Origin of the sequence: Clostridium sp. (assembly GCF_036643715.1) — a bacterium.
Lineage (GTDB): Bacteria > Bacillota > Clostridia > Clostridiales > Clostridiaceae > Clostridium.
The window spans coordinates 1-24,622 of record NZ_JAVXRL010000016.1 but is presented as its reverse complement, the minus strand read 5'-3'; the positions used below and the strand labels follow the sequence as shown (position 1 = coordinate 24,622).

The 24,622-nt window shown below is 28.5% G+C and carries 19 protein-coding genes and 1 riboswitch; of the genes, 13 read left to right on the top strand and 6 right to left on the bottom strand.

Annotation, left to right across the window (positions count from 1 at the left end; translation table 11 throughout):
- A partial coding sequence (locus tag RSF37_RS06450) for an APC family permease (RefSeq protein WP_332563583.1) occupies positions 1-1,473 on the bottom strand: 1,473 nt, incomplete at its 3' end.
- 234 nt (positions 1,474-1,707) lie between these two features.
- A riboswitch (Lysine riboswitch) is annotated at positions 1,708-1,880 on the top strand.
- A gap of 86 nt (positions 1,881-1,966) precedes the next feature.
- Between RSF37_RS06450 and RSF37_RS06445 the strand changes: the two genes are divergently transcribed.
- The 5 genes from RSF37_RS06445 to RSF37_RS06425 all read left to right on the top strand — a co-directional run bounded on the left by RSF37_RS06445 (position 1,967) and on the right by RSF37_RS06425 (position 10,702).
- Positions 1,967-3,292, top strand: coding sequence for an APC family permease (locus RSF37_RS06445; RefSeq protein ID WP_332563582.1), 1,326 nt, complete (start codon positions 1,967-1,969; stop codon positions 3,290-3,292).
- A gap of 290 nt (positions 3,293-3,582) precedes the next feature.
- Complete coding sequence (locus tag RSF37_RS06440; RefSeq protein ID WP_332563581.1) at positions 3,583-5,124, top strand: AbgT family transporter; 1,542 nt, start codon at positions 3,583-3,585, stop codon at positions 5,122-5,124.
- 138 nt (positions 5,125-5,262) lie between these two features.
- Positions 5,263-6,594 carry an efflux RND transporter periplasmic adaptor subunit gene (locus RSF37_RS06435; protein ID WP_332563580.1) on the top strand — a complete coding sequence of 444 codons (1,332 nt, stop codon included), beginning with the start codon at positions 5,263-5,265 and terminating at the stop codon, positions 6,592-6,594.
- Positions 6,591-9,596 carry an efflux RND transporter permease subunit gene (locus RSF37_RS06430; protein ID WP_332563579.1) on the top strand — a complete coding sequence of 1,002 codons (3,006 nt, stop codon included), beginning with the start codon at positions 6,591-6,593 and terminating at the stop codon, positions 9,594-9,596. The genes RSF37_RS06435 and RSF37_RS06430 overlap by 4 nt, the downstream gene beginning before the upstream one ends.
- 92 nt (positions 9,597-9,688) lie before the next feature.
- Positions 9,689-10,702, top strand: a complete 1,014-nt coding sequence (locus RSF37_RS06425) for a hypothetical protein (RefSeq protein ID WP_332563578.1) — start codon at positions 9,689-9,691, stop codon at positions 10,700-10,702.
- 17 nt (positions 10,703-10,719) lie between these two features.
- Here the strand turns inward: RSF37_RS06425 and RSF37_RS06420 are convergent, their stop codons facing one another.
- Both RSF37_RS06420 and RSF37_RS06415 read right to left on the bottom strand, forming a co-directional pair.
- The gene (locus tag RSF37_RS06420) at positions 10,720-11,175 is read right to left on the bottom strand and encodes a threonine/serine exporter family protein (RefSeq protein WP_332563618.1); all 456 of its coding nucleotides are present in this window, start codon (positions 11,173-11,175) and stop codon (positions 10,720-10,722) included.
- A gap of 5 nt (positions 11,176-11,180) precedes the next feature.
- Positions 11,181-11,945: a threonine/serine exporter family protein gene (locus tag RSF37_RS06415; RefSeq protein ID WP_332563577.1), complete on the bottom strand. Its 765-nt coding sequence runs from the start codon at positions 11,943-11,945 to the stop codon at positions 11,181-11,183.
- A gap of 204 nt (positions 11,946-12,149) precedes the next feature.
- Between RSF37_RS06415 and glyA the strand changes: the two genes are divergently transcribed.
- The 4 genes from glyA (at position 12,150) to ymfI (ending at position 16,134) form a co-directional block, all read left to right on the top strand.
- On the top strand, positions 12,150-13,385 hold the full coding sequence (glyA, locus tag RSF37_RS06410; protein WP_332563576.1) for a serine hydroxymethyltransferase: 1,236 nt from the start codon (positions 12,150-12,152) through the stop codon (positions 13,383-13,385).
- Positions 13,386-13,494: 109 nt separating this feature from the next.
- On the top strand, positions 13,495-14,403 hold the full coding sequence (locus RSF37_RS06405) for a metallophosphoesterase (RefSeq protein WP_332563575.1): 909 nt from the start codon (positions 13,495-13,497) through the stop codon (positions 14,401-14,403).
- 48 nt (positions 14,404-14,451) lie between these two features.
- Positions 14,452-15,387, top strand: a complete 936-nt coding sequence (locus tag RSF37_RS06400; RefSeq protein WP_332563574.1) for a dipeptidase — start codon at positions 14,452-14,454, stop codon at positions 15,385-15,387.
- Positions 15,388-15,393: 6 nt separating this feature from the next.
- Entirely contained in the window at positions 15,394-16,134 is a 741-nt protein-coding gene (gene ymfI / locus RSF37_RS06395; RefSeq protein ID WP_332563573.1) for an elongation factor P 5-aminopentanone reductase, read from the top strand.
- A gap of 50 nt (positions 16,135-16,184) precedes the next feature.
- Here ymfI and RSF37_RS06390 read toward each other — a convergent pair whose 3' ends face one another.
- Together RSF37_RS06390 and RSF37_RS06385 are read right to left on the bottom strand one after the other, a co-directional pair.
- Positions 16,185-17,696 (bottom strand): HAMP domain-containing sensor histidine kinase, encoded by a 1,512-nt coding sequence (locus RSF37_RS06390; RefSeq protein ID WP_332563572.1) that lies wholly within the window; start codon positions 17,694-17,696, stop codon positions 16,185-16,187.
- Complete coding sequence (locus RSF37_RS06385) at positions 17,696-18,367, bottom strand: response regulator transcription factor (RefSeq protein WP_332563571.1); 672 nt, start codon at positions 18,365-18,367, stop codon at positions 17,696-17,698. The genes RSF37_RS06390 and RSF37_RS06385 overlap by 1 nt, the downstream gene beginning before the upstream one ends.
- 145 nt (positions 18,368-18,512) lie before the next feature.
- On the opposite strand from RSF37_RS06385, the gene RSF37_RS06380 reads away from it, so the two are divergent.
- Genes RSF37_RS06380 through RSF37_RS06370 form a run of 3 tightly spaced genes read left to right on the top strand, consistent with a single transcriptional unit; the run spans position 18,513 to position 21,468 of the window.
- Positions 18,513-19,757, top strand: a complete 1,245-nt coding sequence (locus RSF37_RS06380; protein ID WP_332563570.1) for a M16 family metallopeptidase — start codon at positions 18,513-18,515, stop codon at positions 19,755-19,757.
- Between the two features lie 12 nt (positions 19,758-19,769).
- Positions 19,770-20,408 carry a recombination regulator RecX gene (gene recX, locus RSF37_RS06375; protein ID WP_332563569.1) on the top strand — a complete coding sequence of 213 codons (639 nt, stop codon included), beginning with the start codon at positions 19,770-19,772 and terminating at the stop codon, positions 20,406-20,408.
- A 1-nt stretch (position 20,409) separates the two neighbouring features.
- Positions 20,410-21,468 (top strand): transglutaminase-like domain-containing protein, encoded by a 1,059-nt coding sequence (locus RSF37_RS06370; protein ID WP_332563568.1) that lies wholly within the window; start codon positions 20,410-20,412, stop codon positions 21,466-21,468.
- Positions 21,469-21,495: 27 nt separating this feature from the next.
- Here RSF37_RS06370 and RSF37_RS06365 read toward each other — a convergent pair whose 3' ends face one another.
- Positions 21,496-21,846, bottom strand: coding sequence for a tetratricopeptide repeat protein (locus tag RSF37_RS06365; protein ID WP_332563567.1), 351 nt, complete (start codon positions 21,844-21,846; stop codon positions 21,496-21,498).
- Positions 21,847-22,090: 244 nt separating this feature from the next.
- Here RSF37_RS06365 and RSF37_RS06360 point away from each other — a divergent pair.
- The coding region (locus RSF37_RS06360) for an acyl-CoA dehydratase activase (RefSeq protein WP_332563566.1) at positions 22,091-24,622 on the top strand (2,532 nt) is incomplete at its 3' end.

Genomic DNA, 24,622 nt, shown 5'->3' with positions numbered 1-24,622 from the left:
AAAACTCTTATTAAGAGAGTCAATTAGTAATACAGTATGATTTTTATGAGGTACATTAGCATACTCTTTTATATTTTCTCCTGCATTTATTTTAAGTTGATTATATGCATAATCATAATATTTTTTTATTCTAAGCATACCAAATACTAAGATCGGAATTATTATGCAAATAATCCATGCACCATGGGTAAATTTAGAAACTGTAATTACTACTAAGGTAAAAGCACTTACTAAAAGCCCAATAGCATTTACGAAAGCTTTGTGTCTCCAACCCTTTGGTTTTGATTTGTGCCATTTTACTAGCATACCACTTTGGGATATAGTAAAGGATATAAAAACTCCAATTGCATAAAGTGGAAGCAAAAGTTCTAAATTACCTTCAAATATAATTACTAAAAATATTGAAATGGCTGATAATAAAATAATACCATTTGAATAACTAAGTCTTCTTCCTACATTGCTTAATTGTCTTGGAGCAAAGCCATCCTTTGATACTATTGACCAAAGTAGGGGAAGACCAGAAAATGCAGTGTTTGCTGCCATAAGTAATATTACAGCTGTAGTAAATTGAATAATATAATAAATTATATTATTACCAAAAATTTCAGTTGCCATTTGAGATATTAATGTTTGCGATTCATTAGGCATAGTGTAATAAAGTGTTGATAGATAAGATAATCCACCAAGTATTAAAAGGACTAAAATACCTAAGAAATATAATACGTGCTTTGCATTTTTTTGACATGGCTCTTTAAATGCTGGGACAGCATTACTTACAGCTTCAATACCAGTTAAGGCAGTACATCCAGATGCAAAGGCCTTTAAAAATATTAAAAATGTTATATCTTTCGAAAAAGTAGGCAGTGTATAAATTGGTTTTGGAATACAATGGAATACTTTAACTTTAATAATACCGACTATTATCATGAAAATAATTGAAATAGCAAAAAGGTAAGTTGGTATACCAAAAAGCTTAGAAGATTCTCTAATACCACGTAAATTACCTATTGTTAAAAATAATATAAGAAAAATAGTTATAATTATTCTATATTTTGATAATACCGGAAATGCTGATGTAATTGCATCACAACTTGCTGTACTACTAACTGCAACAGTTAAAATATAATCTACTATTAAAGCCGATGCAGCAAGTAAACTAGCTTTTGTTCCAAAATTATCTTTAGCAACTATATATGCGCCACCTCCAGATGGATAACAATCTATAACTTGTTTATAAGAACAAATTAAGAAAAACATTAGAAGTAGTATGGCAATAGTTACAAATAACATATATTTATATGAAGCTAATCCTGCGTAAGGAATTAATACCCCAAGAATTGCAGCTCCTGCATAAGCAACAGAAGATATAGCATCACTAGATAATATAGGGAGTCCCCATAATGCGTTATACTTTTGATTTTTAAGTTCTTTTGTCATAAGTGGTTTCCCAATTAAAAAATGAGAAATATTCATAAGTCACACCTCTATAATATTAAATTTAAAATGATTTCTAAATTATAGGACGAACTATTGAACTTGTAATTAACAACAAGTACAGTAACTTTAAAAAGCAGTGAACTTTCTTTGAACAAATTAGAAAAATGGGTAAAATATGAGAGTATTAGACAAATTTAAAAAGTATTTGACAAATTTAAAGAATTTTTATACAATTACAGGGTAATTAATAAAATTAAATAACATTAATTTATGTAAGATAGAGGTTGCGATAATAATAAGTAGTATTAATGAGGTAAGCACTGTGATTTAATATGAAAGGTATTATTGCCGAAATGTATATTTTATGCTTTAAGAATATATATTGGGGTTGTATAGAACATATGCAAAACTGCCACAATACGTAGTGGTGAGCTATCTTTGTGTTTGTAATTTAAAAAGTCTTATACAAGCTCAAAGTTTATAGCTTTAGGGCTTATTTTTTTGCCCTAAATTAACTTAGGAGGAGAACATGGAAGAAAGAAATTTAAAAAAAGAAATTAGTCTATTCATGGCGACGATGCTTGTATGTGGTAATATGATAGGTTCTGGAGTATTTATGCTACCAGCAACACTCGCTCAGTTATCAGGTCCGCTTGCAACAATTTTAGCATGGGTTTTAACTACAATTGGATCAATACTTATTGCGATGTCATTTGCAAACCTCGGTTCAAAATATCCAACAACAGGAGGAGCCTATCAATATACAAAAATAGCATTTGGAGAGTTTACAGGATTTTTAAGTGCATGGTTATATTGGAATGGTTCTTGGATAGGAAATGCAGCAATAATAGTAGCACTTTCAAGTTATAGTGCAGCAGTTATTCCAGCATTAAGAGATCCACTTATATCAATTATATATACTAGTGCAATTTTATGGATATTTACTTTTATAAATATTATTGGAGTTAAGAAAGCAGGAAAACTTCAAACAATAGCAACTGTATTTAAAATAGCATTCTTTGCAATATTTATAGTTGTTGCATTTATAAATTTTGATGTTTCAAACATATTACCTTTAATACCAGAAGGTAAAGGGATGGGTACTATATCACTTGCAGCAACATCAACACTTTGGGCATTTGTAGGTCTTGAAAGTGCAACAGTTACAGCAGGAGAAATAAAAGATCCAGAAAAGAATGTTAGAAAAAGTACAATATATGGAATGATAATTGCAGCTGTAGTTTATATTCTAATAAGTATTGCTAGTATGGGCGCAATGTCAAATACTGAACTTGCAAATAGCCAAGCACCACTTACAGATATATTAACTAAGTTTTTAGGTTCATCAATTGGTAAGCCTATAACTATTGCAGTTGTTATATGTATACTTGGAACAACTATAGGATGGCTTTTATCAACAGCACGTGTTGCCTTTGCAGCAGGTGAAGATGGAGTATTCCCAAAATTCTTTGGAAAACTTCATCCTAAATATGAGACTCCAGCAAATGCACTTATTGTAGGTTCAGTTTTAGTAAATATACTTTTAATTATGAATTTCCAAAAGAGCATGGTTTCAGCATTTACATTTATAACAATACTTGCAACACTATCATTTTTACCAATATATCTTTTAACATCTGCAGCTGAAATAATGCTAATGTTTAAAGGTGTTAATAAATTTAGTTTTAAGATATTTGTTAAGAAAGCTATCGTACCATTATTAGCATTTATATATTCAATATGGACAATATATGGTTCAGGAGCAGAAACTGTAATGTGGGGATTCATACTTATGTTAATAGGTATACCATTTTACATTTATAATTATCATAAAAATAGAGTTAAAGAAGTATAATGTAATATTTAATATTATTAAAGAAGGATGTTTTAAAAAAACATCCTTCTTTTTGTATGCAAAAATATAATCTTTCGATTTGTAATAGAATTCTGTGATAAATTAATAAAATATATTGAAAATTTTATTAAATAGGCAACAAAACACGAAAATTCATTAAATATATAAATAAACTCATAAAAAATAATAAATTCTTTTCAAATAAGGAAAAAATGGGAAAGAGATGGTATAATGAAAAATATGAAGAAAGTGTAAAATAAATGTCTAAATTATAAACGCAGGAGGGCTTTATGAAGAAAGAAAGGGAAAAAACAAAAGGATCTTTAATTGAAAAGATAGGAAAGAAAATTCCAGACCCAGTAATTATATTTATGGGATTGTACGCTATAGTTATATTAGCTACTTTATTAATGGGTGGTATGAAATTCGAAACATTAGGAGCAGATGGTGGAACAGTTGCATATGAAATAAAAAATATGTTTAAAACTGAAAACCTTAGATGGATATTTGACAATGCTCTTTTAAATAACTGGTTAGCTTACGGTGGAGGAGTACTTGGTACTATACTTATTGTAATGCTTGGTGTTGGACTTGCTGAAGAGTCAGGATTATTAACAACATTAATCAAAAAGATAGGACTTAAGGTATCAGATAAATTCTTGCCAATAGTATTAGTATTCTTAGGAATTATGAGTAGTATAGCAACTGATGCTGGATATATAATATTAATACCACTTGCAGGTTTATTATATGTAGGGCTTAAGAAAAATCCACTTATAGGTATGGCTGCAGCTTTTGCTGGGGTTTCAGCAGGGTTTAGTGCTAACTTAATTCCCGCAACGCCAATTGATGTAATAGTTGGAAACAATGCAAAGATATTTGCAGAAGGACAAGGTGTACCATTCGTATCAAGAGCAGGAGAAATGTTAAACCCTGCAACAATGCATTATGGATTTATAGTTGCATCAACAGTTTTATTATCAATTGTTGGTTACTTTATAACAACTAAATTTATTAAACCTAAACTTGAAAAAGAAAGTTATGTAGTACCAGAAGAAATGGACTTATCAGATTTTACTGTAAAAGAAGATGAAAACAAAGCTTTAAAATTTGCAGGACTTGGATTATTAATTGGATTACTTTTAGTAGTTGTATTATACTTAGGACCTTTAGCACCATTTGTAAATGAAGAAGGCGCTACAGTTAATCCATTTATAAATAATGTTATATTAATAATTACTTTCTTATTCTTCTTGCCTGGATTATTCTTTGGAAGAAAAGTTGGAAAGTTTAACAAAGCTATGGATGTAGTAAATGCTATGTCAAAGCAAATGAGCGGAATGGGATATATTTTAGTTTTAACATTCTTCTCATATAACTTCTTAGCTTTACTTAGTTATTCAAATATTGGAACATATATAACATACTTAGGAGCTACATTCCTACAATCACTTGGAATTGATAAGTATCCAATAGTATTACTTATAGGATTCATTATAATTACAGCTATAATAAACTTATTTGTTGGTGGATTAACTTCTAAATGGATGTTACTTGGACCGATATTTATACCAATGCTTTATAATGTTAATCCAGAATTAACACCAGATTTTGTAGCAGCTGCATATAGACTTGCAGATTCATCTACAAATGTTATATCACCTCTCATGTCTTATGCAGGAATAATACTTGTCTTTATGAGAAAGTACAAGCCTGAGTTTAATTTAGGTGATATGATAAAGTTAATGCTTCCATATTCAATTGGATTTATGATCTGTTGGACACTACTTTTAATTGGATTCTTTGTATTTGGAATTCCACTTGGATTCTAAAACTTAAATAGAAAAAAATTCCCTAACAATTGTTAGGGAATTTTTTTATTATATGGAAATAATAACTTGAAAACAAATATGAACATAATATATACTAAAAGTTAATAAGTGTTCATAAATGGGTTGGGAGATGAGGATTTGAATAAGGGTAAAGTAATTAAGATTATATCTGTGGTAGTAATACTTACTGGGTTTGTAGGGTTATATATATCTAAGATAAATAAAAAAGGGAGTGCTGAAAATTACACAAGTGATGGTATTGCAGTAATGGTATCTTCATTAGAAAAGGGGAATATTGAAGAATATATTAAATTCTTTGGGTCTATAAAAGGTGGGGAAGAAGAAAATATAACACCAGCAGTATCTGCTAAAGTTACGTCGGTAAATGTAAAAGATGGTGATTACGTAGAAAAAGGGGACATACTAATGACACTTGATTCTAGTGAGGTTGACAAGCAAATAGAAGATGTTAAAAAGTTTTATGATAAATCACTTAAAATGGCAACAGAATCTAAAAATAAAATAAAATCATTAGAAGATACTGTAGAAAAGTTAGAAGATGAAATAAAAGAAAAAAATAAAGAGTATGTAAGTATAGAAAACTTAAATAAAGATATAAAGAAAGAATTAAGCGAACTAGATGAAAAGTATAAAAAAGAGGAAATATCAAAAGAAGAATTTTTTAATATACAACAGGAATTAAATAAAGAACTTAATAAAAATAATGTTAAGCTAGGTAATATTTCTAAAGAAATATTAGGAAAGGAATTAAGCATCAAAACATTAGATGAAACTTTAAAGAAAATTAAAGAAGGTAATATTAATGGAAATTCAAATGTGTCAATAAATAAAATATATGATACTGTATTAAAGCTTAAAGAAGGATATATTGTAAAAGCTCCAATTAGTGGGTACGTAAAAGATAGTAATGTAGTAGTTGGAGATAGTGGTTTAAATCCATTTATTCCGTCTATGGTTATATCAAATATGAGTACAGTATCTTTTGATATATTAGTACCAGAGAATATGATTCAAGATTTTAAAGTTGGAAAGAAAGTAAAAGTTGAAGTGGATTCAAAGGATGGGATTATAAAAGAAACTGGGGAAGTTAAGGTTATTTCAAATAAAAAGGATAAAAAAACTAATCAATATACGGTAACTGTAAATTTAAATAATAAAAATGAAAAAATAGAAAGAAATAATTATGCGAAAGTATTTATGAGTAAAAATAGTAAAACTGATATTTTTCTTATATCAAAAAATGCTATTTTTAGAGAAGAAGAAAAAAGTTATGTTTATGTAGTGAAAGATGAAATTGCAATAAAAAGAGAGATTGCTTTAGGATCTGAAGATGATGATAATGTTGAAATTATAGAAGGTATTACTAAAGAAGATGAAGTAATACTAAAGGGTAAAGAGTTTGTAAAAGAAGGCGATAAAGTAACTGTTGTAAGAGGTGAAGTGAGATGAGGATAACAGAATTTAGTATAAAAAGACCTATTACGATATTTATGGGAATAATTGCTGTATTGATATTTGGGGCTGTATCGTATACGCGGTTAAACTTAGATATGCTTCCTAAGATTGACCTTCCAATGATAATTGTAAATACGAGAGAATTAGGAACTGGTCCTAGTGATATTGAAGAAAATATAACAAAACCTTTAGAGGAAGTTTTATCTACAGTTTCTAATGTTAAAAAAATATCATCAGTATCAGAAGAGGGAAATTCAACTGTAATGATACAATTTGAAGATGGAACGGATATGGACTTTGCATCATTAGAAATAAGAGAAAAGATAGACTTAATAAAGAGTGCTTTTAAAGATGGTGTAAAAGAACCAATGATTATGAGACTGAACCCATCTATGATGCCTGTTATGAACTTTGGAGTGAGCTTTAAGGGGTATGATGAAGGTGAAATATCTAAGTGGGCTACAAAAGTTTTAAAACCGAGCCTAGAGAGAATAGATGGGGTAGCAGCTGTATCTATTTCTGGAGGGGTAGAAGATCAAATAAAGATAGTAATAGACAATGACAAGCTAACAAGTTATGGACTTAGTGTTCAAAGTATAGCAACATCAGTTAAAGGTGAAGATTTAAACTTCCCAATTGGAAATGTTATAGAGGGAGATAATGAAATATTAGTTAGGACTAATAATAAGATTAACTCTTTAAAAGATATAGAAAATATTTTATTGAAAACAAAAAATGGGGAAGTAATAAAACTTTCAAGCATTGCAAAAATAGAAGAGACAAACGCTAATTCAGAAAGTTTCTCCAAAATTAATGGGGTTGACGCATTAGCAGTTAATATACAAAAGGAAAGTACAAGCAATGTAGTAAATGTTAATAAAGAGGTAAATAAGGAGTTAGAAAAATTAAAGAAGAGTAATGAAGGTCTTGAAGTTATAAAAATAATAGATCAAGGTGAAATTATAGAGTTTATGATAAGCTCTGTAAAGCAGAATGCAGTAGTTGGTGCTTTGCTTGCAATTTTAGTACTTTTATTTTTCTTAAAAGACTTTAGAACAACAATTATTATGGGGGTATCAATTCCGATATCAATAATCGCAACATTTGTTATGGTTTATTTTGGAGGACTTACTTTAAATATGATTTCTCTTGGAGGAATTGCACTTGGGGTTGGAATGCTTGTAGATAACTCTATTGTTGTAATTGAAAGCATTTATAGACTGAAAAAATTAGGATATTCAAATAAGGATGCAGCTATTACTGGAACAAAGGAGGTTTCAAAAGCAATAACAGCATCAACTATAACTTCTATATGTGTCTTTCTTCCTATAGTATTTGTACAAGGAATAGCTGCTGATATTTTTAAAGAAATGGCACTGACGGTTACATTTTCGTTAGTATCTTCTTTAGCAGTATCATTTACACTAGTTCCTATACTTGCAAGTAAACTTTTAAATGATAAAAGTTTAAATAAAGAAAATAAATTAGTAAAAAGATTAACTGAAAAGTACGGGAAGTTATTGAAAGTATCCTTAGGAAGAAGAAAAGTAGTAATTTTCGTTATGATAGTATTTATAATGATTGGAGCTATAACACTTAAGTATATTGGAATAGAATTCTTCCCATCTTCTGACCAAGGTGTCATAATGATTAATGCAACATTACCAAATGGTAGTAGTACATCATATTCAGAAGGAATTGGAGATAATATAGTAGAGAAATTAAAAGACATTGAAGAAATAGAAAGTGATGCAATAATTGCCAATAAGGAAGGTTGTAATATTTACTTAGTTTTAAAAGGTAAAGATGAAAGAAATAGAAGTGATAAAGAAATAGCAAGAGAAGTTAACAAATTAATTTCGAAAGTTCCTGGAGCTAAAATTGAAGTCAATACATCAAATGCAGGTTTATCAACTGGAGGAGATCCTATACAAATTAATATTATAGGTAGAGAATTTGAAGTTTTAGATGAAATAGCTGAGGATGTTATAAAAGAAGTAAATAAAGTAAATGGGACTATAAATGTAAAGAGTTCAAATGTTAAAAATTCAGAGGAATTAAGACTTGTAATTAATAAAGAGCTAGCTGCTGACTATGGACTAAATAGTATGATGATATCTCAAAGTTTACAAAGTTACTTTAAAGAAGTGAATATAACTACAGTTAAATTTGATGATAAAAATTATGATGTTTTAATAAGTCCAGAATCAAGTATAAATCCAAAGCTAAGTGATTTAGATAAAATAACATTAATAAATAATACAGGAGCTAAAGTTCCTTTAATGACAATTGCAAAACTTGAACGAGGAGAAGGTTATTCTAAAATATATAGGGAAGATGGAACTCGTGAAGTTACTATATCATCAGGTGTATCTGGTAGAGCACTTAAAGATGTTGTAGATGATATAAAGGATAATTTAGAAGGATATGATGTTAAATCAGGATACTCTATTCAGTATTCAGGTGAAGTACAAGAAATGGAAGAGGCATTTTCACAACTGTTATTAGCATTAATATTAGCTGTAATTTTAGTATATATGGTAATGGCATCTCAATTCGAATCATTAATAAATCCATTTATAATTATGTTTACGGTACCACTTGCGAGTGTGGGTGCTATTATAATGTTGTTTATTACAGAAGTTAACTTAAGCATTCCAGCTATGATTGGATTTGTAATGCTAACTGGAATAATAGTTAACAATGGTATTGTATTAATAGACTATATAAATCAAAAGAGAAAAGAAGGAATGAATGCTACTGATGCAATAATATTTTCTGGTAAAGTAAGACTTAGACCGATACTTATGACTGCTTTAACTACAATAATTGGATTATTACCTATGGCACTAGGAATTGGTGAAGGCGCTGAAATACAATTACCACTTGCTATAACAGTAATTGGTGGACTAACTATAGGTACAGCATTAACTTTAGTTGTAATTCCAGTTATTTATTCATTGTTTGATGATTTACAAAGAAAATTAAAAAAATAAGAGGTAGTGGTGATTTTCACCACTATTTTTTTGTAATATTACATAACTTTTTTTCATATATATTTATTATATAAATTTAGGAGGAGTAAGTTATGGAAAAAGGATTGTTAAGTATATGTATTTTAGCAAAAAATAATAGTGATATTATATATAAAACATTAGAGAGCGTAAATGATATAGCAGATGAAATAATTATTTTTAATTTGAGAAGTAATAGTGAAAAGATTAATATATTAGAAAATAATAAAGTGAAATTATATAAAGTAGATAATGATGAATTTAATAAAAACAGTAATATGCTAATAAAAGAAGCAAATTCAGAGTGGATCTTACTATTAAAAGATGAGGAAGTTTTAAATGACTACTCAAAAGATAAAATAAGAGAATTTTTAAATGAAGCTAATATTTTAAAAGGACTATACGTTAGAAAGATATCTATAATAGATGGTAAGAGAAGGATGTCTTATAATACCCTTAGGTTATTTAAAAATGATAATAAAATAACTTTAAAAGAAAATGTTTATGATGACGTATTTGAAAGTATTAGCAAAAACTATGGGAATGGATTAATACATTTTACTGATTTGGAAATTCAAAGTTATGAAAATGATAAAGATGCAAATAGTACTTTAGAAAATAGTAAAAATAGAATAGCAAAAATGAATGACTCAAATATAAAAAATAAAAATTACATTCATTTTTTCAATTTAGGAAATGAGTATGGAAAAATAGGTGATTTTAATTTAGCATTAGAAAATTATAATATTGCATTAAAAGAGATGAATGATACTAAAATATTGAATGAAAATATTTTAAAGAGACTTATATTAAATAGGATAAAAGCGTACCATCAGTTAGAACTTTATAATGAAGAAGAAGAGGCAATACTTACGGCAAGAAGTAAATATAAAGATTTTAGAGATTTATATTTTATGGAGTGTTTAATGAGGATACAGCTTTGCGAATTTTCTAAAGGGAGTATTGCACTTAGAAATTATATAGATTGTAATAAAAAAATAGAATTTCCATCAAGTGAATTTGAGGAAATAATAAATATAGAAGAACTTTATAAAAATATAAGTAGTATAGATAATATTTTAAGTTAAAAAAGTAAAAAGCTTGATTACTCTTCAAGCTTTTTACTTTTTTTTAATTTCATTTTAACACTGTAATATCTTCTTGTTATTGTTGATACAAAAATAACACCAAGTGCTAAGGCACCAGCACTTGCAATTGTATTTAAACAAAGTTCAAGTGCTTTATCAATATCACCAGTAACAACTTGATACATTGTATAATACATTCCAGAACCCGGTACAAGGGGTATTAAAGCAGTTAAAACTAAAGTAGTAACTGGAGTCTTTAACTTTCTTGCAAGTATTTCTGAATAAATACTAAAGGCAACTGCTGCAACAAACATTGCCATTGGAACTGAAAGATTAAATTTCAAACTAAGAGCATAAACGAACCAGCTAATAGCTCCACCTACTGAAGCAAAGAAGAGATTCTTTCCGTGTATATTAAAAATTATTCCAAAACCTAGTGTTGCTACAAAGGATAGGAGAGTTTCTACTAAAATCAATTTTATACACCTCCTAAAACATTAAGCCAAAAGCTTATGACACCACCAGTACCAACAGCAATTGCAATTGCAACTAAAAAGGCTTCACTTGTCTTTATTATTCCGGCTAGATAATCACCAGCTATAATATCCCGAATCGCATTTGTAATAGCAAGTCCAGGGACCAAAAGCATAATAGATCCAATTATTGTATTATCTATATTGGTTACAAAGCCTAAATTCAAAAACAAAATTGCAAATACGGCCGCCGTACCCGCACAGATTGTGTTAATAAAAAATTCATTTAATGCCATTTTACTAAATTCTATTGCAAATACTTTTATTAAAATACCAATTAAAAAAGCTGCTAATGAATCGTAAAGATTACCTCCAAAAAGATAAGAAAAGCAGCCAGCTGCAAGTGCTGACGCAAGCAATGTTAATTTGTATGAATATCTAGGTGTATTATTTATTTCTTTAAGCTCATCTTCTATTAAATCAAAGGATGGTTTAAAGGAAGAAATTCTTCTAGATAAATCATTAACTCTTTCGATTTTATGTAAATCTACCCCTCTTACTGTAACCCTGTTAATGAAGGAGTAGGTTTGATTGTTGTAGCATATTGAAACCATAATACCCGTTGGCGTAACAAAACTACTAGCTTCGTCAATCTCGTAAGATTCACATATTCTACAAATTGTCTCCTCTACTCTATATATTTCTGCTCCGCTTTGAAGCATTATTTTACCTGCATATGTAGATAAATGGAGTAATTTGTTTATGTCCAAAGTCATCAACCCCTCATAATAAATTGCAATTGTATTATATCACAAATGGATAATAATATTATATACATTGACTATATTAATTAGTCGAAATAGGATAACATTATAGATAGAAAAAGAACATTTGGAAAATTTTCTAAAAAAGATTGAAAATTTATGTATAAATTATTATAATCTTAACTAATAAATAAATTTTGGGGTGATTAAATGAATTTTGAAAAAATATCAAAAAGTGATGAAAAAGTATTTGCTCTTATGGAGAAAGAACTAGAAAGACAAGAGACTGGAATAGAGCTTATTGCATCAGAAAACTTTGCAAGTGAAGCAGTAATGGAAGCTATGGGTTCATATTTAACTAATAAGTATGCTGAGGGATACCCAGGTAAAAGATATTACGGTGGATGTTATGTTGTAGATGAGATAGAGGACATTGCAAGAGATAGAGCTAAGAAATTATTTAATGCAGAACATGCAAATGTACAACCACATTCAGGATCACAAGCGAACATGGCTGTATATTTTACAATATTAGAGCCAGGAGATACTGTACTTGGAATGGATTTAAGTCATGGAGGACATTTAACACATGGTTCACCAGTTAATTTCTCAGGTAAGTTATTTAATTTTGTATCTTATGGAGTATCTAAAGAGACAGAGGCTATTGACTATGATGAAGTTAGAAAAATAGCATTAGAATGTAAACCTAAATTAATTGTTGCTGGGGCTAGTGCATATTCAAGAGAGATAGATTTTAAGAAGTTTAGAGATATTTGTGATGAAGTTGGGGCTTACTTCATGGTAGATATGGCTCATATAGCAGGTCTTGTTGCAGCAGGTAAACATATGTCACCAGTTCCATATGCAGATTTTGTTACATCAACAACACATAAAACATTAAGAGGACCTAGAGGCGGACTTATACTTTGCAGAGAAAAGTATGCAAAAGCTTTAGATAAAAATATATTCCCAGGAATGCAAGGTGGACCACTTATGCATGTTATAGCTGCTAAAGCTGTATGTTTTAAAGAAGCTTTAGATCCAAGTTTCACTGATTATATAGATAATGTTATAACTAACTGTAAAGTTCTTGGAGAAGAGCTTGTAAAGCACGGATTTAAACTTGTATCTGGAGGAACTGATAATCATCTAATATTAGTTGATTTAACTAATAAAGATATTACAGGAAAAGAAGCTGAGCATCTTTTAGATTCAATTGGAGTTACTTTAAATAAAAATACTGTTCCAAATGAAACTAAGAGCCCATTTGTAACTTCAGGTGTAAGAATAGGAACAGCAGCAGTTACAAGTAGAGGATATAATGCAGAAGATATGAAAGAAATTGCATCTATAATAAACGATGTTATAGATAGTAGAGAAGAAGGATCAGAAGAATTAGTTAATAGAGTTAGAAATTTAAGTTCAAAACATAAAATGTATAGATAATTAATTTTTCTTTTGGAAGCTGTATCAATTTTGATACAGCTTCACTTTTTTTATCATCTAGAAGATATAGGAATATAATATAAAGTAATAATTTTTTTAGGTTGGTGTTATGGGAAAGAAAAATTTGATTAATATACTTAAACATTCTGATCCTCTTGAAGTTGATAAAGACTCAAAGATTGTTTTTATAAGTGATGTTCACAGAGGGGATGGAGGATTTGGAGATTCTTTAATAGGTAATAAAAATATTTATCTTGCAGCACTTAATTACTACTATAAAGAGGAATATACTTTAATTGAAGTTGGAGATGGAGATGAACTTTGGAAAAATAAAGATTGCTTAGATATTTCATATAATTATAAAGATGTATTTAATATTTTTAATAGATTTAATAATGATAATAGACTTTATATGATATATGGAAATCACGATAAATCTAAAAAGAAAAAAGATTTTAATTTAAAACAGTGTAAAAAGTTTAAAAAAATCGGAAAGGGATTTGGAGAAGCTTTTTTAACACTTATAAATAATTTGAAATTTAAAGAGGGGATTTTAATAAACTTTAATCCATCACAGAAAAAATGCATAGTAGCCCATGGACATCAACTGGATATTATGAATGATGAATTAAGTTTTATTAGTAAATTTTTAGTTAGATATGTATGGAGATTTTTAGCAGGAGTTGCGGGATTTAAAGAACCAACTAGCCCAGCTAACAGTTATAAAAAAGGTGGTAAGATAGATCAAAAGTTAAATAAATGGGCTAGTGAAAACAGTATACTTTTAATATGTGGACATACCCATAGGGCAAGGTTCCCAAAAGTTGGGGAAGGTCTTTACTTTAATGATGGTTCTTGTGTTTTTCCAAATAGTATTACGACTTTAGAAATAAATAAAGGTTTAATAGCACTTGTGAAATGGAGCGTTGAAGTATCAAATGAAAATAATTTATATATAAAGAGAACATTTATAGATGGCCCAGAAAAACTAGAGGCGTATTTAAAATTTGTTAAGTAAACGCTTATATAATATAATTAGAGTAATAAATTTTAGGAGGACTTAAAGATGAAATATATTGATTTGCATTGTGATACAGCATATAGAATGATTAAGGAAGATTTAAAATTAAAAGATAGTATATGTAAAGTTAACATAGAAAATTTGAAGAAGGGAGAAGCATTAGCAGAAGTTTTTGCTTTCTTTATCGATTTAGAAGAAGAAAAGGATCCATATGATGCGTTTGTATCTATGTATGATAATTTTATAAATGAGATAAATAATAATAAAAGCAGTATAGAGATTGTAAAAAATATAAATGAGTTAAAAGAGTGTAATAAAAAGGGGAAAATAGGAGCATTTTTATCTATTGAAGAAGGTGAAGTTTTAAAAGGAGATGTTAGTAAAGTATCAGAAGTTTACGACAGAGGTATAAGAATACTAACATTAACTTGGAACTATGAAAATAGTATTGGATATCCAAATCATAAGTTTGCAAATAAAGATAAAGGGTTAAAGGAAAAAGGTATAGAAATAGTCAAGGAAATGGAGAGGGTTGGAATAATACCAGATTGTTCACATCTTTCAGATGGCGGATTTTATGATCTTTCAAAAATATGTACTAAACCATTTATTGCAACACATTCAAATGCTAGGACTATTAGAAATCATCCAAGAAACTTAACTGATGACATGATTAAAATATTAAGTAATAAAGGTGGAGTAATGGGACTTAATTTCTGTAGTGACTTTGTATCTGATGATGAGATCACAAAAGTATCAGAAATAGCAAAGCATGCAAAACATATAAAAAATATTGGTGGAATTGATGTTTTATCTGTAGGAAGCGATTTTGATGGAATAGAAAACGAAGTTGAGATAAAAAATGCAAGTGAAATGAATAAATTATATTATGCACTTAAAAAAGAAGGATTTACAGATAATGATATAGAGAAGGTGTTTTATAAGAACATTATAAGAGTGTTAGAGGAATGGAGTAAATAAAAGAGTATGAGTAAATTATTAGGAAAAGTAGCTATAGTAACAGGGGGATCTAGAGGGATTGGAAGGGATATTGCAATAGAACTTTCAAAAAATGGAGCTTTAGTTGTTGTAAACTATTCAAAGGATGAAGACGGTGCAGAAGATACTGTAAGAGAGATAAAAGAACAAGGAGGCTTTGCTTTAACGAAAAAAGCGGATATTTCAAAGTTTAATGAAGCAAAGGATTTAGTTGATTTTACTATAAGTAATTTTGGAAAATTAGATATATTAATAAATAATGCAGGAGTTAGTAAAATAGGGCTGTTTATGGATTCAACAGAAGAAGAGATTAATAATTTAATTGGGATAAACTTAAATGGAGCTCTTTATGTAACAAAGCATGCATTAGGACACATGATAGGAAATGGTGGAAATATAGTTAATATATCATCAATGTGGGGTGATGTTGGTGCTTCTTGTGAAGTTCTATATTCATCTTCAAAAGGTGGGCTTAACTTATTTACTAAGGCACTAGCAAAAGAAATGGCACCTTCTAACATAAGAGTAAATGGAATTTCACCAGGTGTAATTAATACTTCAATGAATAATTTCTTAAATGAAGATGATAAAAAAGCTCTTCAGGAGGAAATACCACTTGGTAGATTCGGAGAAGGAAAGGAAATTGCAGATGCAGTTATTTTCCTATGTTCAAGTGAATCATCTTATATAACAGGTCAAATAATTAGAATTGATGGTGGAATGATATAAAATAAAAAGTCTACAACATATGGTAAAACCATAGTTGTAGACTTTTTTCCTTAAACTTCATATTCTTCAATAACTGGAGCTTTTTTAGGGTAGAATTCAAAAATAACACCAGCTGGAACGTTTCTTAAATCATACTTAAAGTTATGAAGGTCTAGTATGTTTTTAACAATAGCAAGACCAAGGCCAGTACTATTACTGTTTCTAGTTCTAGATTTATCCAACTTATAAAATTTATTAAATAAATTAATATTTTCACCTTCTGGTATAACTGATCCATAATTTAAAACTGAAATTCTAAATAAATCTTCATTATATGAATTAATAGTTATAAAAATCTTTTTATAAGATTCAGTATATTTAATTGCATTAGTAAGTACATTAGTTAGAACCTGTTCCATTTGAAAAATATCTGCATTAATATATGAGTAATCAGTATGAGGTTCAAAGGAAACTGTTAAATTACGTTCTTCACAATCAGGCTTTAAAGTGTTAACAACTTTATTAATTAGTCTGTTTACATTAAATACTTCAAGTTGAGGTTCGATTACTCCTGATTCAAGTTTTGAAAGTTCAAGCATATTAGATACTAATTTGCTCATCTTTTGACATTCATCAATTATTGTTTCTAAGTAAAGACCTTCATCGTTACCAGATACAATCCCATCTTTAATCCCTTCTGCATATCCTTCAATTATTCCAATTGGAGTTTTAAGTTCGTGACTTACACTTGCAACAAAGTCTTTTCTCATAATTTCAAGTTTACGTTCTTTTTCAATATCATTTTCAAGCTTTTTATTTTTTTCTTTTAAATCTTGTAGTGAAGCTTGTAAATTAGTTGATAGGAAATTTAAAGTTTTTGCAAGATTTCCTATTTCATCATCTCTATTTGTATCACATTTTTCAGAGAAGTCCATCTTGGACATTTTATTTGCAACACAGTTTATCTTTTTTAATGGATGAGTTACTAAACTTGCAAAAATAGATGAAATAATTAAGCATATGAAAAGTATCCCAATAAACATATAAACATAAAACTCGTTAATTACGTTGCTAGCTTCAATAATTGGCTGAATAGAACTTACTGATAAAACTATAGAATCATCTTTTGAATTAACGGATATTGCAGATGCAACACCAATATTCTTTTTATTATCCGAATAAAAGGTTGTTGCTATTGGTTTTTCAGTTGTAAAAAGTTTAAATAATATATCTTTATTTTTTAGTATAGAAGAACAAAATTCAGAAAGCATATTAATATCTTCTTTATCATTTTCTAAATTAGTAGATATGTATCTAAGTTTTCCATCTAAAGAGAATATAGCAATCTTTGAATTGTTATCATCTTCGAATTCTTTAAGTGCTGGATAAAGAGCGTTAGGATTTGAGAATTCAAAGGAATGTTCCTTGGAAAAACTCTCTATTGCGTCTGTTAGAGCCGTTGTTTTCTTCTTTTCGTAGAAGTCTTCAAAAATAAATGTTTGAAATAACAAAGTTAAAGCTATGAAACATACTAAAAAAACTGATGTTACTACAAATAATTTTTTGGAAAGAGTGGAATTCATTATTTCACCTCGAATTTATAACCGCTACCTCGCACTGTGACAATATATTTTGATTTATCAAGTAACTTTTCACGTAATCTCTTTATGTTAGTATCTACAGTTCGTATATCACCGTAGTAATCAATGCCCCAAACATTATCTAGAATTGTATCTCTTGAAAGTGCAATACCTTCGTTTGATATTAAATATAATAAAAGTTCATATTCTTTAGGTGAAAGTGAAACTTCATCATCATAAACTTTAACTTCATGAGATAACTTATTTATTTTAAGTCCATTAAAGTCTTGTGAACTTGAATCTATATCTACACGTGTACGTTTAAGTAGTGCCTTTGTTTTTGCAACTAATACTTTTGGGCTAAATGGCTTTGTCATGTAATCATCAGCACCAAATTCATATCCTTGAAGTTTATCTTCTTCTTCTGCTTTTGCCGTTAATAAAATAACTGGTATTGAAGATACTTTACGAATCTTTTCTAAAAATGTAAGTCCGTCTATTTTTGGAATCATTATATCTAATATAATTAAATCTATTTTCTCTCTCGAGAATATATCTAATGCAATTTGTCCATCAGCTGCTTCAAGTATATTAAAATTTTCTTTTAAGAAATAATCTCTTACTAAGAAGCGTATCTTTATTTCATCTTCTACAATAAGAATTGTTTTATTCATTTCTTTTCGCCCCCTTTAAAAATTGTACTAATTATATTATATACAAATATTAAAATATTTAAATAGTTTATCCCCTTTGTATTGTAATATTGTTTAAAACATATTATATTAAAGGTTGTAATTAAATTACAAATAGGAGATGGGTATGATAAAATTAAATTTTGATATAAAGAAAACAACTTTAAAAAATGGATTAAATGTAATAACAGTAAAAAAGGATACAAGAATAGCTTCAATTAATATAGGAATAGATATAGGAGCGATGTATGAAAGTGAGAATGAAAAGGGGATAAGCCATTTTATCGAGCACATGTTATTTAAAGGAACAAAAAATAGGGATAATGAACTTTTAAATGAAGAACTTGAAAGTCTTGGTGGAGAATATAATGCTTATACAGATTATGACTCAACTGTATATACAATAAGCTGCTTAGAAGAAGAAATTAAAAATGGTACTGTGCTATTAGCTGACATGGTTGTTAATTCAACTTTTCCTAAAGATGAAATTGAAAAAGAGAGAAGTGTAATACTTGCTGAAATTAGAACAAGCAAGGATGATATAGAGGACTTAAGCTTTAAAAAGACTAATGAAATTGCATTTAAAGAAAGTTATTTAAGATATGATGTTATAGGATTAGAAGAAAATGTTAATAATTTCAAGAGAAAAGAACTTGTTAAATTTTATAATGAAAATTATACGCCAAATAATGCAGTTGTAACTATGGTTAGTTCTTTTGAACATGAAGAGGCATTAAAACTAATTGAAGAAAACTTTAGTAACTGGGATAAAGGTGTTAATAGAGAGAAATCTATAACTCTTGAAGATAATGTTAAAGGTGAATTTACTAGTTATAAAAATGAGATAGAACAAAGTACTATAGTTTACTTATTTACATTTAATAATTTAAGCAAAGAAGATGAGCTTCCACTTAGGATTTTGAATCATAGACTAGGGGAAAGTGCTAATTCCCTTCTGTTTAGAGAAATTAGAGAAAATAGAGGACTTGCATACGATATATTTACTCATTTAGATATAAGCAAGGATTCTAAATGTCTATATATATATACATCAGTTAGTGATGAAGATGTTGAAGAAGCTACAAAAGCTATAAATGGTGTTTTAAATGATATATTAGTTCAAAATATTAAATTTAAAGAACGTGATTTAGAGATAATGAAAAAAGTTCATAAAACAGCCGTTATAAGTACATTAGAAGACTCAGCAGATCTTTGCAACTATGTGTTACATCAAGAACTAGAAAAAGAAGACTTGTTAGAGTTTGTAAATGATATGGGTAGAATAAATACAATACAAAAAGAAGAAGTATATGATGTAGCACAAAAAGTATTAAAGAATCCTACGATTCATGTATTAAGAAGAGAGAATTAAAGGTGATTAACTTTGAGTAAAATAACAAAAATAGAAACAGGCAAGAGAAATAAAGAGAGAGTCAATATTTACATTGATGATGAATATTCTTTTTCTATAAATATGGAACTTGTATATAAGTTTGGTATTAAAGTGAATGAAGAGGTCAACAAAGAAAAACTTTTAGAAATTTCTAAATCTGAAAATTTCTCAAAATGTAAGGACACTGCCCTTAGAACTATAGAACGTAGTTATAAAACAGAAAAAGAAATACGAGATAAATTAGTGTTAAAAGAATTTGATGAAGAGACTATAGATAAAACTATGGACTTTCTACATGAATATAATTTTATAGATGATTTAAAGTTTACTAAAATGTATGTTAAAGATAGGCTTAGAAATCAAGGAAGAAATAAAATAAGGTACTCATTATCTAGTAAAGGCGTGAATAAACTTATAATAGAAGAAGTTTTTGGTGAATTAGATAGAAATGATGAAATAGAACAAGCAATGATTCTTTGTGAGAAAAAATATCTAGCATTATCAAAAAGAGAAGACGATGATTTTAAGCTAAAAAATAAGATAACTAGATATTTACTAGGAAGAGGATATGATTATGATATTTCAAAGACAGTAATTAAAGAGGTATATACAAAATATAAAGGAGAATAATATGAACCTTAGTTTATCAGAAATTATTATATTTGGAATAATTATAATGATGATTATTGTAAGCATTAAAGATGGTATGATAAGTAAAAGTGTAAGTTATGTGTCTAGTGCTATAATTGCAAGTATAGCAAGTGTAATAAGTTTCTTTATTATATTTAAAAGTTATAATTATTTTGCAATGAAGATAGAACAGTTTCTTCTTAATATAAGTTTAGACAGAACCTTAAACTTTCTTATTAAATCTCTTATTATAATAATTATATTCTTTGTAATTAAATGGATAATATCCGTTATTCTAAATATCATAAATTCTATTATAGAAATGGATTTAGATAAAGAACTTGGTAAAAATAAATTTTTATTATTTGTATCAAGTGCTATACTTGGATTTATAAGAGGGGTATTAGTTGTATTATGTATATTAATCGCTATAATAACATTTAATGGTTTTGTATCTCCTAAGTATAAAGTAGATATGTTTTCTAATTTGAAGGCGTATCATAAATTATCAGTTTTAATAGACCACAAAAAGATAAGTGACATTAAAAGTGGATTAGTAGAAGACATGTCAAAGGCTACTATAATTTATTACAATGGTGTTACTATCGAAAATGGAGTTAAATCTAATGCTGAAATAAATAATATGGCTAAAGAAATAACTAAATATGATAAAACAGATAGGGAGAAAGCAAAGAACTTATATGCTTGGGTTGGAAGTAATATAAAGTATGATTATAAAAAGGCTGAAGCAGTTTTAAGTGATAATAATGTTAATAATAGTGGTGCTATTCCGGCTTTTAATGAAAGAAAAGGTATTTGCTTTGATTATGCATGTCTTTATGCTGCAATGTGTAGGGCAAATAACTTAAAAGTTAAAATAGTAATGGGGGAAGCATATAATGGAGAAGAATATATTAGTCATGCATGGAATGAAGTATATTTAGAGAGTGAAAATAAATGGATAAAGGTAGATCCAACATTTTATATTGCTGGAGATTATTTTGACAATAAAGATTTTGGTAAAGATCATAAAGAAAAAAGTGTTGCTGGAGAATGGTAACGAAAAAAGATTAGCATAAAGTTTATGTTAATCTTTTTTCTTTGATAATATTAAATTGATAGCCTTCTCGCAGTCTTTATCTTTATTATTTAAAGACCAAGACATATTAAAATATATTAATGCTTTATTATTCAAATCTTTCATAGCATAACAGTAACCAAGGTTAAAGAAATATTTGCTATCTCTTTGAAGAGTGATTGCTCTTTTTAGCATGCAGATAGCTTCATCAAAATTTTTAAGTTTTATAAAACAAACCCCAGAGTTATAAAAAGAGCAAGCCTGATTTTCATCAGATTCAGCAGCTTTTTTGTAATATTCTATTGCTTTTTCGTACTCTTTTGTATTATATAATTTATTTGCTTCGCTAAAGTAATTCATTTTTAACCTCCTAAGAAAGTAATTAAACACATAAAACATGAAAGTTTTGTATATATTTACAGTATGTACACAGTTCTTATATTATATACACAGAGTGGAAAAAATATACTAAATCATTAATAAAAGCTTAATTTAATTTTAATTTTTTATATAAATTGATATTAATCATTGATTTGAATGTCAGTTAATATATAATACATATATAAGAGTATATTTAAAAATGGATAAGTAGGTGTAAATTTTAATGAATAATTTTAAGTTGGGGTTGGATGTAGGATCAACTACAGTAAAACTAGTGTTACTAAATGATAGTAATAAAATAGTGTATTCTGAATATAGAAGACATTATTCAGATATAAAAAATACAATAATAGGTTTAATGAGAGAATGTTATGAAATGGCTGCTGACAGAAGAATAACAGTAACTATTACAGGATCTGGTGGATTATCAGTTGCTAAATGGTTAGATGTTAAGTTTGTTCAAGAAGTTATTGCATGTACTGAGACTATTGAAAACATAATACCTGAGACGGATGTTGCAATAGAACTTGGTGGAGAAGATGCAAAGATAACTTATTTAAAAAATGGAATAGAACAAAGAATGAATGGAACTTGTGCTGGTGGAACAGGAGCCTTTATTGATCAAATGGCATCATTATTAAACACAGATGCATCAGGATTAAATGAACTTGCTAAAAATCATGCAGTTATATATCCTATAGCTTCAAGATGTGGTGTATTTGCTAAAACGGATGTACAACCATTAATCAATGAAGGAGCAAAGAAAGAAGATATAGCGGCATCAGTTCTTCAAGCAGTGGTTAACCAAACTATCAGTGGACTTGCGTGTGGAAAGCCAATCAGGGGGAACGTAGCCTTCCTAGGAGGACCTCTATACTTTTTATCAGAACTTAGAAATAGATTTATTGAAACATTAGGTTTAAATGAAAATGAGATAATTTTCCCAAATAATTCACAGCTTTTTGTAGCTATGGGTGCAGCACTTTTATCAGTGGAAGAAGATACTGTTTCATTTAAAGACCTTATTTTAAAAGTAGATAATATAAGTGATGCTAAAGATGATAATATTGAGAGATTAGACCCACTCTTTAAAGATAAAAATGAGTATGATGAATTTAAAACAAGACATGATAAAGCTAAAGCTAAGAGAAATTTACTTGAAAATACAAAAGGTAATGTTTTCTTAGGAATTGATGCAGGGTCTACTACAACAAAAGTTGTACTAATAAATGAAAAAAATGAAATTGTATATTCATTTTATGGAAGTAATGAAGGTAACCCATTAAAGACAATTGTTTCAATAATGAATGATGTTTATAAATGCCTTCCAAATGAAGCTAAAATAGCGAAAGCTACAGTAACAGGTTATGGTGAAGCTTTAATAAAGTCAGCACTACATATGGACCTTGGAGAAATAGAAACAATTGCCCATTATAAAGCAGCTGAACATTTCTTACCAGGCGTAGATTTCATACTTGATATAGGTGGTCAAGATATGAAGTGTTTAAGAATTAAAGGTGGAGTAATTGATAGTATTCTTTTAAATGAAGCATGTTCATCAGGATGTGGTTCATTTATAGAAACTTTCGGTAAATCACTTGGAATGGAAGTTAGCAATTTTGCAAAAGAAGCTTTATTTTCAAGGGCTCCTGTTGACTTAGGATCAAGATGTACAGTATTTATGAATTCAAGAGTTAAGCAGTCTCAAAAAGAAGGAGCATCTGTTGGAGACATATCAGCTGGACTTTCATATTCAGTTATAAAAAATGCTTTATACAAAGTTATAAAAATTAGAGATGAAAAAGAAATGGGAGAAAAGATAATTGTTCAAGGTGGAACTTTCTATAATGAAGCTGTACTAAGAAGTTTTGAGAAAATTTCAGGTAGAGAAGTAGTAAGACCAGATATTGCAGGACTTATGGGTGCTTTTGGAGCAGCTCTAATATCAAAGGAAAGATATGTTGAAGGAGAAGAGTCTAGCTTACTTCCAAAGGAAAAGATTAAAGACTTTGAGATGACATCTGAATTTAGAAGATGTGGTCTTTGTGGGAATAACTGTCTATTAACTGTAAATACTTTCTCAACTGATGAGAAATTTATCTCAGGTAACAGATGTGAAAGAGGACTTGGTATTCAAATAAAACAAGATAAAATGCCAAATCTTTATAAATATAAGTTTAAGAGAACTTTTGCATATAAGCCATTAACTAAAGAAGAGGCAAAAAGAGGAACAATTGGAATACCAAGAGTACTTAACATGTATGAAAACTATCCATTATGGTTTACTCTTTTAACTGATTTAGGATTTAGGGTAATTCCATCACAAGTTTCATCAAAGAAGCTTTATGAAAAGGGAATTGAGACAATACCATCAGAATCAGCATGTTATCCAGCAAAACTTGTGCATGGTCATATAATGGCATTAATAGAGAATGGAATAGATACAATATTCTACCCATGTATTTCATACGAGAAGAAGGAATTTAGCGATTCTAGCAACCATTACAATTGTCCTATGGTTACTTCATATCCAGAAGTAATAAAAAATAATATGGATATACTAGAAGAAAAAAATATTAATTACATTGCACCATTTTTCTCTTTAGATAACGAAAAAGTTTTAGCTAAGAGAATTGTTGAAGAATTTAAAGACTTTAATATAACTTTAGAAGAAGCTAAAGTAGCAGTAGAAAAAGCATTCAAAGAGAGAGAAAATTATAAAAAAGATATAAGAGATAAAGGATTAGAAGTTATT